Source organism: Sphingomonas bisphenolicum (assembly GCF_024349785.1).
In the GTDB taxonomy this organism is placed as follows: Bacteria; Pseudomonadota; Alphaproteobacteria; order Sphingomonadales; family Sphingomonadaceae; genus Sphingobium; species Sphingobium bisphenolicum.
In genome coordinates, this window is sequence record NZ_AP018818.1 from 30163 (window position 1) to 44807 (window position 14645).

Genomic DNA, 14645 nt, shown 5'->3' on the forward strand with positions numbered 1-14645 from the left:
CGTTCAGGCCGCGACCGGCTGAGGTGCGGTGATCGATCCGCGCACATAGGAATCGATCGACCCGGCGCAGCTCAGCTTGTCCTCGCCCTCCTCCAGATCGGCGTAGCGGGCGATCGCATGGACGACCGGCGTCTTCACGCCTTCCAGGCCGGAGCCGAACTCCACCTGCACCTTGTCGCCGGAAATGATGCCGCCCCAGCGGCCGTCGGCCAATATGTCGAAAAATGCCATGCGGCCTTCGACCCGACCGATATCCCTGGTCGTGCCCAGCAGCGTTTCGCCCGGCTTGTCGAGGATGAGGGGAATGATCCATGGCGGCACCGCATAGGATTCGGTCGGCTGGATCTTGGCGCAGAAGCCGCTCATTTCGACCATGGCATAGGAACTGGTGATGCGGTCCGGCGTGACGCCGAAAAAGCCCATAATCTGTTCCTTATAGTCGGCCGGCACAGCCGCCCCCTTGGTGCCGCCGCCAAAGCTCATCAGCGTGTCGGGATGGAAATCGCCGTCCTTGATCCCGCGCGCGCGCAGGGCCTGCACGATCTGCCAGGCGACGCCATACATGACGCCGATATAGAGCGGGCGATCCCGGCGGCTGACGAGCAGGTCCATCCAGGCGTCGAACTCGCCGGCCCGCGTCTGCTGGCGCGCCTCGACCTCCGCCTCATAGGCGGCGACCTCGCCGGGACCGACCTTGCCCGCCGCCAGCAGACGGCGTAGCTGCGCGGGGCGCATGGCGTCGAAGGCGCGCATCGGATAGTCGCTCAGGCGATGAAATTCGCCCGGCGCAGCCCAGCGCGGGAAATGGACGTTGCAGAAGTCGATCATCTTGTGGGTGCCGCGCGGCGGCATCATGGTGAAGACCGAGCGGCCATGATCGGGGACATAGGCCGGTGTCGACAGGTCGGCGGCCGCCAGACAGGCGGCGAGCGACAGGTCGCGGTCCTGCGTCGACTGGTTGAGGAAGGAGGATTTGCCCGAGGTCCCGCTCGACGCGAAGACATGGTGGCCCGCCGCCCTAGCGCGGTCCAGCCATTCGTCGATGTCGCGCACATCCGCAACGTCGATATTGTCGGTGGCATGGCTGCTCAGCGTGCCGAGCCACATGTTCATATGCTTCCACTGACCATTGTCGACGAAGGCCTCGGGATAGCTTTTATAATTGGTGTGGGCGAACAGGAGCGGGACGAGGTCGGTCAGGCTGTCGATGCTGTCGATACCGGCTTCTTTCGCCCGCTTGTCGAGAACCCTGATCTGCTGGCGGCGCTCCACGAAGCGCTCGCGCGCCGCTTCCAGTTGCAGTTCGGCCAGATCGTCCGGGGCATTACGGAAAGGATCGGGCGACCGGGCAAGGGCGATCAATTCGTCAACGGCGCTCATCAGTGAAAACTCCTCTCAGCTTTGCCGGTGAGTATAGGCGACGCCCGATATTTGGCCGCTCGATTCACTGTTATGGGGAGGACATACTATTCTCAGCATGACCTTTCTGCCCGATGACGTACCGCTCCCCCGTCAAAATCAGGCTGCTATCTTTCGGCAGGGCAGAAGGCCGACTCCCCGCGCCATGATGCCCGCGCAACACAGGAGCAGGGGGTGACATGCCCGGTCCACTGGACGAAGCATTGGCGTTTTTTCGGGAAAGCAGCGGCGCGCGCGAAGATATGCTGTCCGCCATGGAGCGCCGGTTCACGGTGGATACGCGCTGGGAAAATGTCGGCGTGGCGACGACCGTCGGGATCGATCAGGCAAGGGCGTTCGTCGAGGGTTTTCTGGGCCGGATTCCTTTCGAACGCTGCGCGGTCGTGGTCCATCATGCGGCGGCCGCGGGCAATGTCGTCCTGACCGAGCGCAGCGATATTTTTTACGGGCCGGACGGGCAGGAAATATTCTCGCTGCGGCTGATGGGCACGCTGGAAATGGACGGCCCCCATATCGTCGCCTGGCGCGACTATTTCGACACAAGCGGTTTTTAAAAGGGGATGCTATGACCGATCGCAAGGCTGTCTGGGCGCAGATCGTCCCGATGCCGGGGGCCAATCTGTCGGCGCTGGCGCAGAGCTACGAAGCAGCGGGTGTGGAAGGGGTATGGGCGCCCCAGATGTTCGGCGCGCCCTTCACGACGCTGGCCGCCGTCGCGCCCGCTACGCAGCGCATCAAGCTGGGGACCGGCATTGCGCTGGCCTTTGTGCGCAGTCCGCTGGAGACAGCGTGCGGCGCCATCGATCTGGACCTCATCAGCAATGGTCGGGTGGTGCTGGGGCTGGGATCCAGCGCGCAGAGCCAGATCGAGGGATCGTTCGGCAGCGCCTATGGCAAGCCGCTCGCCCATATGCGCGAGATCGTGGGCATGATCCGCGCGATCGTGGCGCGCGGGCATACGGGCGAACTCACCGAATTGGCGGGCGACTATCACCGGCTCGACCTTTCGCACTTCCGCCTGCTGCACAAACCGGTGCGCGGCGACATTCCCATCGTCCTGCCGGCGGTGTTCCAGAAGGCCTGTGCGCAGGCGGCGGAAATTGCCGATGGGCTGCTGGGCCATCCGCTTTGGAACGATGCCTGGATCGAGCGGGAAGTGGCCGCACATGTGAAGGCTGGGCTGGATCGGGCCGGGCGTGCGCGCAAGGATTTCTCGCTCAACATTTCGATCTTCACCGCGATTTCCGACGACAGGTACGAGGCGATCGAGGATTGCCGGGGGACCGTGGCCTATTATAGCCAGTCACCGCAATATCTGCGCTATTTCGAGGAAATCGGTTTCGGCCGCGAGGCCTCGGCGATCCAGGCCGCTTTTGCGCAGGGCGACATGGCGGGCATGGCGACGGCTTGCACCGACGAGATGGTAGAGAGCATCGCCGTGGTCGGTACGGCGGACGAGGTGCGGGGGCGGGTCGCGCGGCGCGCCGCCCTGGCCGATGCGATCACGCCGGTCATTCCGCATTATGGCCTGTCGCCCGAAAAGAGCGCGATCTACACGCAGCGCATTGCGGAGACATTCTATGGCTGATCCCACTGCTGTCGCGGCCATGGCGGGGGACGGACTCTACAACCGGCATTCGGGCCTGCAACAGGCCAATCTGCAATCCGCGCTCCCGCTGCTGGAGGATGCGGCGCAGGCCGTCGGCGACGGTTCGGCTGGTCCTGTCACTATCGTCGACTATGGCGCGTCGCAGGGGCTCAATTCGATGGCACCGATGGCGACGGCCATCGATCTGGTGCGCGCGCATGACGCGCGGCGGCCGGTGCAGGTCGTGCATACGGACTTGCCCTCCAACGACTTCACGTCGCTATTCGGCCTGCTGGACCGGGACCCGGCCAGCTATCTGAACGGCCGGCAGGGCGTCTTTCCGTCCGCCATCGGCCGGTCCTATTTCGATACGATATTGCCACCCGCCAGCGTGGATCTCGGCTGGTCCTCCAACGCGCTGCACTGGATGAGCCGCAACCCGGTCGACGTCGCCGATCATGGCTGGGCGATCTTCAGCCGATCCGCGGAGGCGCGGGCCGCCGTCGAGGCGGTGCTGGCGGATGACTGGCTGGCCTTCCTGAAGGCGCGCGCCGTCGAATTGCGGCCGGGAGGGCGCCTGATCTGCCAGTTCATGGGCCGGGGCGCCGACAGCCACGGATTCGAATGGATGGCCGGAAACTTCTGGCAATCGATCGTCGCCATGGAAGGCGAAGGACTGTTCAGCGCCGACGAGACGCTGAGGATGACGGCGCCCTCGGCGGGGCGTTCGATCGATCAGATACGCGCGCCTTTCGATGCCGGGCTGGTGCCAGAGCTGGAACTGGAGCATCTCGCAGCGATCCCATCCCCCGACCCCTATTGGGACGCCTATCAGCGGAGCGGCGACGCGGCCGAACTGGGGCGACAATGGGCGACCATGATGGGCGCGGCCAACGGCCCTAACTTCCTGGCACGGGTCGATGCATCTCGTGATCGGGACGCCTTGCTGGCCAGTCTGGTCCAACGGGTCGCGGACCGGGTCGAGGCCGATCCGCAGCGCAGCCGTGCCTTCATCCTGATCCTGTCGATCCGGAAGGCGGTTTGAGGCGCGACGGGCGCCGATCAAAGCGGCGGGATCGCCCCCCCGTCAATGAACCATAAGTGAGAGGACGCTGCATGACCCGACTGGCCGACAAAATCTGCATCATCACCGGCAGCGGGAGCGGCATCGGACGCGCCAGCGCGCTGATGTTCGCGCGGGAAGGAGCGACGGTGATCGTTGCGGACATCCGCGCCGAAGCTGCCGAGACGACCGCACAGGCCGTTGTCGAGGCCGGCGGATCGGCGCGCGCGATCACCGTCGATGTCGGCGAACAGTCCGATCTGGAGAAGATGGTCAGCCAGACGATCGCCGACTTCGGTCGCATCGACGTACTCTTCAACAACGCCCTGTACGTCAACCAGCACCACGCCCTGCGCGACATGGATTTCCTGGCCTTCGACCCCGACATCTTCCTCGCCAATCTGAGGGTGAATGTATTGGGCGCGGTTCTGGCGAGCAAGCTTGCCATCCCGCATATGCTGGAGCGCGGCACGGGGTCGATCATCTCCACCTCGTCCGGCAGCTCCATGGGCGGGGATATCACCGCCTACAGCTATGGATCGTCCAAGGCCGCGCTCAACTGGTTCGTGCAGGCGATCGCCGCCACCTATGGCAAGCGGGGCATCCGCAGCAATGCGATCCTGCCCGGTCCGACGCAGACGCCGGCCAAGTTGCAATGGTCGACGCCCGAGATGGACCGGCTGTTTCTGGAGGTGCTCAACACTCCCTTCATCGGCGAGCCGGAAGACATTGCCGCCATGGCGCTGTTTCTGGCGTCCGACGAGTCCCGCTACGTCAACGGCATGTTGTATCCCGTCGATGGCGGTCAGAGCTGCACCGTGCCGTTCATCGGCGTGACGCGGGCACTGTCTGCTGGATGAGTGGCAAAATCAGGCAAGATAGCACAGGAAGAGGAGAGAATGATGAGCGTCGAACTGGAACGGAAGGTGCGGGAATTTTGCGATGCCTGGGGCGACGGCAGCGACGCCAGCAGACCGGACGTCGAAAAGATTCTGTCGATGATGGCGGAGGAGGCCGAATGGCAGCTCTGGGTTCCCGGCGGTCCCGTCGTGAAGGGCAAGACGGCGTTGCGCGAAGAGATCGAGCGACAAATGGCCTTCGCCACCAACAACAAATGCAATGAGGTGAATATTCTCTCCAACGACCGGATGGTGATGCAGGAGCGGTCGGATACCGCCATCATCATGGGACGGCCCTGTCCGCACCAGATGGTCGCCATCTACGAGTTCGACGATGACGGGCTGATTGCGCGCTGGCGCGAATATCTCGATATGGCCGACCTCACGCGCAAGATGGGCATAGACGAGGCCGCCGCCGGCGGGACGCAAGTGCCGGCCTGATTGCCTCAGGCGCGGAACAGGGCGATCAGGATCAGGCAGGTCAGGATCGCCCAGCTCTGAAACCCCCAGAGCAGCCAGCGCGGCGCGTGCCGCAACTCCATGAACTCGCGCCCGACGAGCAGTACCTTCGAGAAGGCGATGACGAGGATGGCGGAGCGCAGCAGAAAGGCATTGCCTAACGCCATCGTCTCGAACGACAGAAAGGTCGCGGCGATCAGCATCGCCCAGACCCATGTGATGCGGCTACGCCAGATCATGGCCATGAAACAGCTTTCCTAGAGCAGGTAGAGGAGGGCGAAGAGGATGATCCAGAGCAGGTCCACCAGATGCCAGAAGGCGCCGCTCCCCTCGATCAGGGCGACGCCACCCTGCATCCGGCCGGACCGGTCGAAGCGTGACAGGGTGAAGCACAACACGCCCAAGCCGATCAGCACATGCACCAGATGGATGCCCGTAAACATATAATAATAGATCGAAAAACTGTTGCTGTTGAGCGTGAAGCCCTGCGCGATCTTGGCCGAATATTCGAACGCCTTGACGACCACGAAGCCGCTGCCGAGCAGGATCGCCCCCAGCAGCAACCGGCGCGCCCTGTCGTCGCCCCGGCGGACCGCCGCAACGGCCTGCGCGACGAAGCAGCTGCTGGTCAGCAGCAGCAGCGTGTTGAGCAGGCCCAGGCGCCGGTCGAGCAGCGCCTGCGCACTTTCGAACAGCGCCAGTTCCTGCTGCCGGGCGAGCGCATAGGTGACGAAGAAGACGGCAAAGACGATGAGATCGCCGCCAATGAACACCCATACGCCTTCCTCGCCCGGCACATGGCCGCGCGGAGGCGAAGCGGCGGCTTGCGACGCCGCCATCATTCGCCGCCCAGCGCGTCGCGCTTGATCGCGCCGAGCATGGCGACAATCATCAGGTTGAACCAGATACCGAACACGACGGCAGGCATCCAGAAGGCCAGGGCGCCATTCCAGGCGAAGGGGCCGGTCTTGAACAGGCCAATCGCCAGTCCGGGCAGCAGCAGCACGCCGGTCCACAGGTTCATATAGCCCAGCCAGCGCGGCAGGATGGGTTGCGCGCGGCGATCGCCCAGAATGACGAAGCCGGTCAGAAGATTCTGCACGAAAGCGGGCACGGCCGGCATGACGAACAGCAGAAAGGCGATATCGCTCAGCGCGCTGACGACGGCGTCCGGCCGGTCGAGCCGATAGGCGGCCGCCGTGAAGATCAATCCGGCGAAGAACAGCGTGACGAAGCCGAAGGCCACGACCATCACAAAGGCCCAGGTCAAAGGCGAAACCGGGCCTTCGATCTTCTTCATGAAGGTGGCGACCGCCGCGAGGAAAGGGAAGAACAGCACCGAGGAAGAGGCGATCAGGATGGCGCCCGCCAATATGCCGATCTGGTGGCTGCGATAATAGGCTGCGACCTCTGCGGCGGGCATGGACGGATCCAGAGGCGGGAACATGTGCGCGACCGGCCATATGCCGACGAACATCATTGTCCCGGCTATTGCGCCCATATAGGTGCATAGCTTCATCGTCATGCTCTTGGTCGTCATGCGTTCTCCCCCTCCACTTTCTTGTGCGAGCGAAGATTGTGGAGCGATCGCGACGAGGCCACCCGCCCATGGATAGGGTTCCTGACAGCGGTCCCACCTGCACAAGGGCAATCCACGGCCATGGACCTGGAAGCATCGGAGAGGGTGATGAGCGATATCGAAGCGAACAAGGCGGTGGCCCGCCGCTATATGCGGGCCGTGGAAGAGGGCGATGTCGAGATGATCGAAGCGCTTCAGCATCCCGATTGCCAGTGGTGGATATTGGGCCATGGCGATATGAGCCGGGCCGACTTCATCGCCAGCGTGAAGGGCGGCTTGCTGAGCGCCCAGAAGCGCACGGCCGAGGTGATCGCGATCACCGCCGAAGGGGACCGGGTTGCGGTGGAAGTCCGGGGCGAGATGGTGTTTCCGGACCGGGTCTATCGCAACGCATATCATAATCTGCTGATCATCCGGGACGGACAGATCATTTCGGGCAAGGAATATATGGACACCCGCGCCGTGGCCGAGGCTTTTTCGGCCGGGGAGGGCGCGCAGTGACAAATGCCGCGCCGCTGAACAATTATGATGATGCCGCGGTCGGCCGGATCACCGCCTTTGTCGAACAACTGACCGGCGGCAAGGTCGTCGGGCTTGAACGCCTCGTCCGCTGGCGTCCCTCCTGGTTCGTCGAGGTCGAAACGGAAGGGACGGTTCGCCGCCTGCACCTGCGCGGCGACCGGGGCGGCGATGTGTCGATCTTCCCCGACCTCAAGCGCGAGGCGGACGTTATCGCCGTGCTGCACGGCCATGGGCTGCCGGTGCCGGAGATTTACGGCTATCTCGCCGATCCGCCCTGCATCGTGATGGAGGCGATCGAAGGGACGCGCGATTTTTCGGCGCTCGATGCCGCCACGAAAAGCGCTATCGGCCGCGTTTATATGCGGGCGGTGGCTGCGATGCACCGGTTGCCGGTGGAACCCTTTATGGCTGCCGGCGTGCATCGGCCCGAGGGCGCCGAGGCGATCGCGCTGGTCGGTCTCGACGCCTACATGCCGCATTACCGGCGCACCAAGAGCCGGCCCGAGCCGTTGCTGGAATTCGTCATCGGCTGGCTGCGCCGCAATGTGCCCCGGCACCGTGATCGCGCCAGCTTCATCCAGTTCGATTCCGGGCAATATCTGGTCGATCAGGGCGCGATGACCAAGCTCTATGATTTCGAATTTTCCATGATCGGCGATCCGCTGGTCGACATCGCTACCATGGGGATGCGCAACAGCTATGAACCGTTGGGCGCACCGCTGCCGGAACTGGTGCGCTATTATGAGGAAGCGACGGGCGAGCCGGTCGATCATGACGCGGTGGTGTTCCACGTCCTGCAATTTTCCCTGCTCGGCACGATGCAGTTCACCGGGACGGTCGGCAAGCCATGCCCCGGCGATCCGCATTCGGTCTATCTCATGTTCGATCTTGCGCTGCGCCGCTCCATCCTGCTGGCACTGTCGCACCTGACCGGCGATCCGCTGCCCGACCTGCCGCCGCTGGAGCAGCGCAGGGGCGACAATGCACCGCTGCTTGCCAAGCTGGTCGATACGCTTGGAACGCTGCCGGTAACGGGGGAGGCGGCGGAAGCGCACAAGGCGCAGGTCGCCGAACTGATCGAATGGGTGCAGCGCGCCGACGACCATGGGGCGGAGATGATCGCGCGCAACATTGCGGATGTCTCCGCGCTTCTCGGCCGCCGCTTCGACCGCTGGGTCGATGCCGCCGAAGCGCTGGAGGCGCATATCCTCAAAGCGGGTCCGGAGGAGGACGCCGTGCTCATAACGCTGCTTGCGACCATCGAGGAGCGGCGGCTGCAACTGTTCGGGCCGACGAAGCTGGGCGAGGCGGCGTGTCATGTCGTCCTGCCGGCGACTCGTCCGGACTGACGGGCACCGCGCTCTTGGTGTCGGACAGGTTACGTTCCTGTCTGTCATGCCGATAATGTGGACAGGAGAGGGATATGAGTGACAGAATAGTGCTGGTGACGGGCGCGACGCGCGGGCTGGGACGCGGCATGGCGCGGGGTCTGGCTTCTCGGGGCCATGTGGTGGCGGTCACCGGGCGCGACCAGGCGCAACTTGCCGCAGTCGTGGAGGAAATCGAACAGGCTGGCGGCAAGGGCATCGCGCTGCTGTGCGATCATCGGGATGATGACGCGGTCGAAAGGGCGTTCGCACATCTGGCGGAGCGGACGGACGGCAGGCTGGACCTGCTCGTCAACAATGCCGCCGCTGTCTACGGACCGGAACTGGTCGCGCCGGGCGGCTTCTGGGAAAAGCCGCTGAGGCTCGCGGACATGATCGCGGTCGGCCTGCGCTCCAGCTATGTCGCGGCCTATCATGCCGCGCCGTTGATGGTGGCGGCGGGCAGGGGGCTGATCGCCAGCATTTCCTTCTATGGCGCGGTATCCTATTTCCACGGGCCAGCTTATGGCGCGGCCAAGGCGGGAACGGACAAGATGACCGCCGACATGGCGGTCGATCTCGCGCCGTACGGCGTGTCCGTCGTGTCCTTCTGGCCTGGCTTCATCCTCACCGACGCGGTGAAAGCCATGCCGCCTGAAATGATCCCCGAAGAGTTGCGCGCCGCCATGCCCCATTGGGAAACGCCGGAATTTTCGGGCCTGATCCTAGACCGCCTCACGCAGGACCCGGAACTTCCCGCCTTGTCGGGGCAGGCGCTGATCGGCGCGGAACTGGGAGAGCGCTACGGTATACGGGATACGGACGGCAAGCAGCCCCTGTCCTATCGGGCGACGATGGGCGCGCCGACGCCCTTTATGCCGCCCGTCCGGCACGGTTGAGAGGATAGCAAGAGAGGAGAGGCAAAAGAGATGATCGATGCCGTGCTGGTCGTTCTGACCAAAGCCGTTCCGGGCCGGGAGGCCGATATGGAGGATTGGTACAGCAACATCCATATTCGCGATGCGCTGCGTTTCCGGGGATCGGTCACGGCGCAGCGTTTCCGACTCGCCGGGAAGCAGCCCTGCACGCTCGAAGGCTTCGACTGGCAGTATCTCGCTCTCTACGATGTCTTCGATCCGGTGCGCTTCAGTCGCGAGCATCTGGACAATGCGCTGACGTCGCGGATGCAGGTGTCGGACGCCATTGATGATGGCGTTCTGTATGACTTTCACTATTATCCGCTGTTCTTTCAGGACAATGATCCGGATGCCGCGCATTCTGGCGGCGTCATCCTGGAGGAATTGAACCCGCCTGCGGACTGCGACGACCGTTTCAGAACATTTTATGCGGAAAGCTATTTCCGTGAAGCCGCTGCCCGACCCGGCGTCAAATCGGCCGCTTTCCTGACCTTTCGCACCTTTGGCCAGATGATCCCGATGACGCCCGACTATCGCTATGTCGCGATCTACAAGATCAACGATCCGGCGGCGGCGCATGAAGCATGGCGAGGCGCCGACGCCCTGCTGGCGAACAGCGGCCTGTTGCAACCGGATGGGCTGCGTATAACCCAATGGGATTGCGTGACACCGCGTCTCACCAAGGACGATGTGCAGCATCCGACCGCCGCTGGCCTGGCGGAGGAGGAGCGCGCCCGCGCCCATATGGGCGACCGGGTCCGCACCGGCGGCGCGGAAAAGCTGGCGATGGCCTGATCCGTCAGGCGGTCTGAGGGCGATCGACAATGGCGCGCATCCGGCGATAGGCCGGGCGCGCCGCCATCCGCCCGACATAGGCGGCGATGTTTGGATGCCCCTCCACGTCGACGGACATGAACAGGCGCGTGGTGGTGAAGGGAAAGGTCATCATGATGTCGGCCGCTGTGAATCGGTCGCCCGCCAAATAGGGGGCATGCGCCAGCCGGTCATTGACCAGTGTCAGCAAGCGCGCCGCATGAGACCGGCCTGCGACGCGGGAAGGGTGATCCTGCGCGATGCCTGCGCGTTCAGCCATGATCTCTGTCACCAACGCCGGCATCAGGGAGGATTCGGCGAAATGGAACCAGAAAAGATAGTCCGCATAGTCCGCGTCGCCGGGATTGGCGCGGAGCGCACCGTTCGCCCGCGTCGTGGCGAGATAGTCCATGACCGCCCCGCTTTCGGCGATGCGTTGTCCGTCGGCCTCGATCACGGGTGACGAACCCAGCGGATGCAAGGCCTTGTAGGCCGGTTCCGCCGCGAGCGTTTCCAGCCGTGCAAAGAAGCGAATGTCATAGGGACACTCCATTTCCTCCATCAGCCAGACAGCACGTTCGGAGCGCGACCGGTCGAGTTGAAAGATGGTGACGCTCATGAAGGGCTCTCCGCTTGAGGAGCGCCATAGATGCGCTGCTTATCAATTCCACCAAACCTATCTTTATCTAGGTATCTCCGGACGCCTGCCGTGGCAGCGATCCGACGCGGCGGAAGTCCGGCTGCCCCCGCGCACATGAGAAACAGGAGAGAAATGCCCATGACGGATCTATCGGGACGCGTCGCTATCGTCACCGGATCGGGCGCCAATATCGGGGAAGCCTGCGCGCGAGCTCTGGCAAAGGCCGGCGCGACGGTAATCCTGGCGGATATAGCGGCCGAACGGGCAGAGGCCGTCGCGCGGTCGATCCAGGCATCGGGCGGGCAGGCACAGGGGATGGCGCTCGACCTTGCGCAGGAGGACAGCATCACGGCGCTGGTTGCAGATGTGATGCGGGAACATGAGCGCATCGACATCCTCCACAACAATGCCGCCGACACGCGGCTGGAGCAGATGGCGGCCGATGGCTCGCTTCTCGATCTCGACGCCGCGACCTGGGATCGCGCCTTCCATGTCAATGCGCGGGGCACGATGCTGATGATCAAGGCGGTCGCGCCGCACATGATTGCGGGCGGCGGTGGCTCCATCATCAACACCTCGACCGGCGTGGCGCTGACCGGCGACATCAACAATCCGTCCTATTCCGCGTCGAAGGCGGCCGTGAACGCGCTGACCCGCAATGCGGCGGTGCAGTTCGGCCGGTTCAACATCCGGGTCAATGCGGTCGCGCCGGGCCTCGTGCTCTCCCCGCTGGCCCGGGAGATGATGACCCCCGATCAGATCGCCATGGTCCAGCGGCATGTCCTTCTGCCGCGCGAGAGCGTGCCGGAGGATATTGCCGGTGCGGTGCTGTTCCTGGCATCGGATGGCGCGGCCTTCATTACTGGTCAGGTGATCGGCGTGGATGGCGGAATCGTTCACCACACGCCCTATGTCGCCGATATGCTGGAAGGCATGAGCAGGGCGCACTGAGCGGATAGAAAGCGCGATGGGCATCTTCACGCATGTCTGCCTTGGCAGCGACGATCTGGCACGATCCGCCCGTTTCTACGATGCGGTGCTTGCGCCGCTGGGGATCGTCAATCTCGGTCCGTTTCTGGATCAGGGCATCGGTTATGGGCGACGGGTGCCCGAATTGCTGATCCTGCGCCCACTCCAGGGCCCGGCAGCATGCGGCAATGGTGCGACATTGGGATTGAAGGCGCCGGATCGCCGTGCGGTCGATGACTTTCATCGCGCGGGTTTGGCGGCGGGCGGGGAAGATGCCGGACTGCCGGGCCCCCGTGGAGCGGTGCCCCACGCCTATGGCGCCTATCTGCTGGACCCCGACGGTAACAAGATCTGCGCCTATTGTTTCGATCCGCCCTAGGCGGCTAGGTATCGCTGGTCGGCGCCCAGCGTTTGTCAGGTGGATAGAAGGAGGCGGAATGGTGGAATCTTTGGACGGTCGCGTGGCGATCGTGACGGGCGCGGCGCAGGGCATCGGGCTGGAGGTCGCGACCGTGCTGGCGGAAAGGGGCGCGACCGTGATGCTCGCCGACATCTTGGCCGATCGGGTGGAGGCGGCGGCGGATTCGCTGCGCGGCAAGGGGCTCAGGGCCGAGGCGGAGACGTTCGACCTGACCGACGAGGACAGCGTTTCCGCCGCTGTCGCGCGGATCGCAAGCAGGCATGGCCGGATCGACATCATCCATAATAATGCCGCCTATCAGACGGTCGAGCAGCGCGGGCTCGACCGGGATGTCGTCCATCTCGACACCGGCGCCTGGGACAAGGCCTTTGCCGTCAATGCGCGGGGTCCGATGCTGCTGTGCAAACATGCGTTGCCGGTCATGATCGCGGGCGGCGGCGGATCGCTCATCCATTCCGCGTCCGGTTTCGGCCTGTTGGGGGAAATGACGCTGACGGCCTATGGCGCGTCCAAGGCGGCGCTCATAAACCTCAGTCGCTTCCTCGCGACCCAATATGGCAAGCAGGGCATCCGGTCCAATGTCATCGCCATCGGCTTCGTCCTCAGCGACACAGCCGTCGAGACGACGCCGCAGGTGGTCAAGGACGTGCTGCTCGACCATCATCTCAACCCGGAGCTGGGCAGCCCGCGCGACATCGCCCATGTCGTCGCCTTCCTGGCGTCGAACGAGTCCCGTTTCATCAACGGCGCGATGATCCCGGTGGACGGCGGCTTTACCGCGCACCAGCCCACGATGGTCGATTTCCAGCGGCTGTTCGCGGCATCGGGGAGCAATCAGCTATAGCTGGTCAACGCGCTGTCAAAACAGTGCGTCGACCAGCTTCGCGGTTTCGAGATCCTCATAGGCGGTGGTCAGTCGCAGATGGTTCATGACGTTGATCTCCCAGCCATAGTTGACGACCGGGGTGGTCAGCCAGCCGATATAGACGCCCCATATCAGGGTCCGCCGATATTCGTCCCAGGCGCTGTCGAAGGCGGGCGGGCGCGCGACGCCTTCCTGTCCCAGGCGGTCCAGATAATAGCCCAGAAGATCGCGCTCATGCGCTCGCCGGTCCGCGACGGAAAGGCCGGTGGTCACGATATAGTTGACGTCGTGCATCGCATAGCCGCGCACCATGAGCTGCCAGTCAAGCAGACCGGCGGTGCCGTCGGGCAGGCGATAGCTGTTGCCAAGATGCGTGTCGCCATGCAGCAGCGTCTGGGGCAGGGTCGATTGATGCCGTTGCACCGCCTGCACGCCGGCAAGCAGCCTATCGGGCGTCGTGCGGAGGCGCTGCACCATTTCCCGTTTGAAATTTTCCGTCTCGACCTCGTGCGCGATATAGGCGGGCGCAAGTTCGTTCATCATCGTTGCGACCGCGCCTTGGATATGGGTTTCTACCCAGCCGAGATCCGCGTCGAAGCGAGGCGATTCCCAGAAGCGCGCGTGCAGCCTGGCTAGTTGATCTAGCAAGGCGCGCACATCATCCGGCCCGGTTCGCATGGTGGTATTAGGGAAGGTCGCGCCCCGCACGCCTAGATCTTCGAGCAGCAGCCCGAAATGCGTGGTCGACGGATCGAAGGCGCCACCGAAAAAGCGCGGCGCTTCCATCGCGAGTTCCGGCCGGATGCCTCGGTAGAAGGCGACTTCATTGGCGTAGAAGGGGGCCATGATCTCATCGACCGCCCGGGTCAGTTTGAGCACCAGACGGGTGGGCAGGTCCGGGGACGTGTCATCGCGATAATCGACCTCGATCGCCACGCGACCCGCCGTCGACACCATCTGCTCGCCATAGGTCTTGGCGTCGATGATGCGCAAGGCGGTGACGGTCGCCCCCTTGCTCGCCGTGGCCAGTAGCTGGTTGATATAAGCGACCGTGATTCCGTCCGTGGATGTGGGATGTTTCAAGACCATAAGCATACTCATCGGGACAGAGGGCGATCAGCTTG

General features: G+C 63.9%; 18 protein-coding genes. 12 read left to right on the top strand and 6 right to left on the bottom strand.

The genetic code is table 11. The features are described from left to right. Positions 1 to 3 precede the first annotated feature (3 nt). Positions 4 to 1380, bottom strand: a complete 1377-nt coding sequence (locus SBA_RS18600; protein WP_261937139.1) for a hypothetical protein — start codon at positions 1378 to 1380, stop codon at positions 4 to 6. Between the two features lie 218 nt (positions 1381 to 1598). Here SBA_RS18600 and SBA_RS18605 point away from each other — a divergent pair, with 218 nt between their 5' ends. The 5 genes from SBA_RS18605 (at position 1599) to SBA_RS18625 (ending at position 5410) form a co-directional block, all read left to right on the top strand. Then, positions 1599 to 1973, top strand: coding sequence for a limonene-1,2-epoxide hydrolase family protein (locus SBA_RS18605; protein ID WP_261937140.1), 375 nt, complete (start codon positions 1599 to 1601; stop codon positions 1971 to 1973). 11 nt (positions 1974 to 1984) lie between these two features. Then, positions 1985 to 3007: an LLM class flavin-dependent oxidoreductase gene (locus tag SBA_RS18610; RefSeq protein WP_261937141.1), complete on the top strand. Its 1023-nt coding sequence runs from the start codon at positions 1985 to 1987 to the stop codon at positions 3005 to 3007. Next, on the top strand, positions 3000 to 4052 hold the full coding sequence (locus SBA_RS18615; protein WP_261937142.1) for a class I SAM-dependent methyltransferase: 1053 nt from the start codon (positions 3000 to 3002) through the stop codon (positions 4050 to 4052). Before SBA_RS18610 ends, SBA_RS18615 begins: the two co-directional genes overlap by 8 nt. A 71-nt stretch (positions 4053 to 4123) precedes the next feature. Next, positions 4124 to 4930, top strand: a complete 807-nt coding sequence (locus tag SBA_RS18620) for an SDR family NAD(P)-dependent oxidoreductase (RefSeq protein ID WP_261937143.1) — start codon at positions 4124 to 4126, stop codon at positions 4928 to 4930. A gap of 39 nt (positions 4931 to 4969) precedes the next feature. Next, positions 4970 to 5410, top strand: coding sequence for a nuclear transport factor 2 family protein (locus SBA_RS18625; protein ID WP_261937144.1), 441 nt, complete (start codon positions 4970 to 4972; stop codon positions 5408 to 5410). A 5-nt stretch (positions 5411 to 5415) separates the two neighbouring features. Here the strand turns inward: SBA_RS18625 and SBA_RS18630 are convergent, their stop codons facing one another. Genes SBA_RS18630 through SBA_RS18640 form a run of 3 tightly spaced genes read right to left on the bottom strand, consistent with a single transcriptional unit; the run spans position 5416 to position 6968 of the window. Beyond that, entirely contained in the window at positions 5416 to 5673 is a 258-nt protein-coding gene (locus SBA_RS18630; protein ID WP_261937145.1) for a cytochrome C oxidase subunit IV family protein, read from the bottom strand. Between the two features lie 12 nt (positions 5674 to 5685). Next, positions 5686 to 6270: a cytochrome c oxidase subunit 3 gene (locus SBA_RS18635; protein WP_261937146.1), complete on the bottom strand. Its 585-nt coding sequence runs from the start codon at positions 6268 to 6270 to the stop codon at positions 5686 to 5688. Next, entirely contained in the window at positions 6267 to 6968 is a 702-nt protein-coding gene (locus tag SBA_RS18640) for a hypothetical protein (protein ID WP_261937147.1), read from the bottom strand. Before SBA_RS18640 ends, SBA_RS18635 begins: the two co-directional genes overlap by 4 nt. 147 nt (positions 6969 to 7115) lie before the next feature. On the opposite strand from SBA_RS18640, the gene SBA_RS18645 reads away from it, so the two are divergent. From SBA_RS18645 to SBA_RS18660, 4 genes are all read left to right on the top strand, one after another. Continuing rightward, positions 7116 to 7508, top strand: coding sequence for a nuclear transport factor 2 family protein (locus tag SBA_RS18645; RefSeq protein WP_261937148.1), 393 nt, complete (start codon positions 7116 to 7118; stop codon positions 7506 to 7508). Then, the gene (locus SBA_RS18650) at positions 7505 to 8878 is read left to right on the top strand and encodes a phosphotransferase (RefSeq protein ID WP_261937149.1); all 1374 of its coding nucleotides are present in this window, start codon (positions 7505 to 7507) and stop codon (positions 8876 to 8878) included. The genes SBA_RS18645 and SBA_RS18650 overlap by 4 nt, the downstream gene beginning before the upstream one ends. A 74-nt stretch (positions 8879 to 8952) precedes the next feature. Next, positions 8953 to 9795 (top strand): SDR family NAD(P)-dependent oxidoreductase, encoded by an 843-nt coding sequence (locus tag SBA_RS18655; RefSeq protein ID WP_261937150.1) that lies wholly within the window; start codon positions 8953 to 8955, stop codon positions 9793 to 9795. Between the two features lie 30 nt (positions 9796 to 9825). Continuing rightward, the gene (locus tag SBA_RS18660; protein ID WP_261937151.1) at positions 9826 to 10608 is read left to right on the top strand and encodes a hypothetical protein; all 783 of its coding nucleotides are present in this window, start codon (positions 9826 to 9828) and stop codon (positions 10606 to 10608) included. A gap of 4 nt (positions 10609 to 10612) precedes the next feature. On the opposite strand, the gene SBA_RS18665 is transcribed toward SBA_RS18660, so the two are convergent. Next, complete coding sequence (locus SBA_RS18665; protein ID WP_261937152.1) at positions 10613 to 11245, bottom strand: glutathione S-transferase family protein; 633 nt, start codon at positions 11243 to 11245, stop codon at positions 10613 to 10615. Between the two features lie 159 nt (positions 11246 to 11404). Between SBA_RS18665 and SBA_RS18670 the strand changes: the two genes are divergently transcribed. From SBA_RS18670 to SBA_RS18680, 3 genes are read left to right on the top strand one after another with little or no spacing between them, the layout of a single operon-like run. Continuing rightward, positions 11405 to 12217: an SDR family NAD(P)-dependent oxidoreductase gene (locus SBA_RS18670; RefSeq protein WP_261937153.1), complete on the top strand. Its 813-nt coding sequence runs from the start codon at positions 11405 to 11407 to the stop codon at positions 12215 to 12217. A 16-nt stretch (positions 12218 to 12233) separates the two neighbouring features. Further along, a complete protein-coding gene (locus SBA_RS18675; protein ID WP_261937154.1) occupies positions 12234 to 12614 on the top strand; it encodes a VOC family protein in 381 nt (126 codons plus the stop codon). A 58-nt stretch (positions 12615 to 12672) separates the two neighbouring features. Next, positions 12673 to 13500, top strand: coding sequence for an SDR family NAD(P)-dependent oxidoreductase (locus tag SBA_RS18680; protein ID WP_261937155.1), 828 nt, complete (start codon positions 12673 to 12675; stop codon positions 13498 to 13500). A 15-nt stretch (positions 13501 to 13515) separates the two neighbouring features. On the opposite strand, the gene SBA_RS18685 is transcribed toward SBA_RS18680, so the two are convergent. Beyond that, positions 13516 to 14610 carry an ecdysteroid 22-kinase family protein gene (locus tag SBA_RS18685; protein ID WP_261937156.1) on the bottom strand — a complete coding sequence of 365 codons (1095 nt, stop codon included), beginning with the start codon at positions 14608 to 14610 and terminating at the stop codon, positions 13516 to 13518. Between the last annotated feature and the right edge of the window lie 35 nt (positions 14611 to 14645).

What these genes read in the sequence shown, in the direction of transcription:
- SBA_RS18600 (WP_261937139.1), bottom strand. Translation starts at nt 1,380, where the DNA reads ATGAGCGCCGTTGACGAATTGATCGCCCTTGCCCGGTCGCCCGATCCT.
- SBA_RS18635 (WP_261937146.1), bottom strand. Translation starts at nt 6,270, where the DNA reads ATGATGGCGGCGTCGCAAGCCGCCGCTTCGCCTCCGCGCGGCCATGTG.
- SBA_RS18670 (WP_261937153.1), top strand. Translation starts at nt 11,405, where the DNA reads ATGACGGATCTATCGGGACGCGTCGCTATCGTCACCGGATCGGGCGCC.
- SBA_RS18640 (WP_261937147.1), bottom strand. Translation starts at nt 6,968, where the DNA reads ATGACGACCAAGAGCATGACGATGAAGCTATGCACCTATATGGGCGCA.
- SBA_RS18630 (WP_261937145.1), bottom strand. Translation starts at nt 5,673, where the DNA reads ATGGCCATGATCTGGCGTAGCCGCATCACATGGGTCTGGGCGATGCTG.
- SBA_RS18665 (WP_261937152.1), bottom strand. Translation starts at nt 11,245, where the DNA reads ATGAGCGTCACCATCTTTCAACTCGACCGGTCGCGCTCCGAACGTGCT.
- SBA_RS18660 (WP_261937151.1), top strand. Translation starts at nt 9,826, where the DNA reads ATGATCGATGCCGTGCTGGTCGTTCTGACCAAAGCCGTTCCGGGCCGG.
- SBA_RS18615 (WP_261937142.1), top strand. Translation starts at nt 3,000, where the DNA reads ATGGCTGATCCCACTGCTGTCGCGGCCATGGCGGGGGACGGACTCTAC.
- SBA_RS18685 (WP_261937156.1), bottom strand. Translation starts at nt 14,610, where the DNA reads ATGGTCTTGAAACATCCCACATCCACGGACGGAATCACGGTCGCTTAT.
- SBA_RS18655 (WP_261937150.1), top strand. Translation starts at nt 8,953, where the DNA reads ATGAGTGACAGAATAGTGCTGGTGACGGGCGCGACGCGCGGGCTGGGA.
- SBA_RS18610 (WP_261937141.1), top strand. Translation starts at nt 1,985, where the DNA reads ATGACCGATCGCAAGGCTGTCTGGGCGCAGATCGTCCCGATGCCGGGG.
- SBA_RS18680 (WP_261937155.1), top strand. Translation starts at nt 12,673, where the DNA reads ATGGTGGAATCTTTGGACGGTCGCGTGGCGATCGTGACGGGCGCGGCG.
- SBA_RS18625 (WP_261937144.1), top strand. Translation starts at nt 4,970, where the DNA reads ATGATGAGCGTCGAACTGGAACGGAAGGTGCGGGAATTTTGCGATGCC.
- SBA_RS18605 (WP_261937140.1), top strand. Translation starts at nt 1,599, where the DNA reads ATGCCCGGTCCACTGGACGAAGCATTGGCGTTTTTTCGGGAAAGCAGC.
- SBA_RS18645 (WP_261937148.1), top strand. Translation starts at nt 7,116, where the DNA reads ATGAGCGATATCGAAGCGAACAAGGCGGTGGCCCGCCGCTATATGCGG.
- SBA_RS18620 (WP_261937143.1), top strand. Translation starts at nt 4,124, where the DNA reads ATGACCCGACTGGCCGACAAAATCTGCATCATCACCGGCAGCGGGAGC.
- SBA_RS18675 (WP_261937154.1), top strand. Translation starts at nt 12,234, where the DNA reads ATGGGCATCTTCACGCATGTCTGCCTTGGCAGCGACGATCTGGCACGA.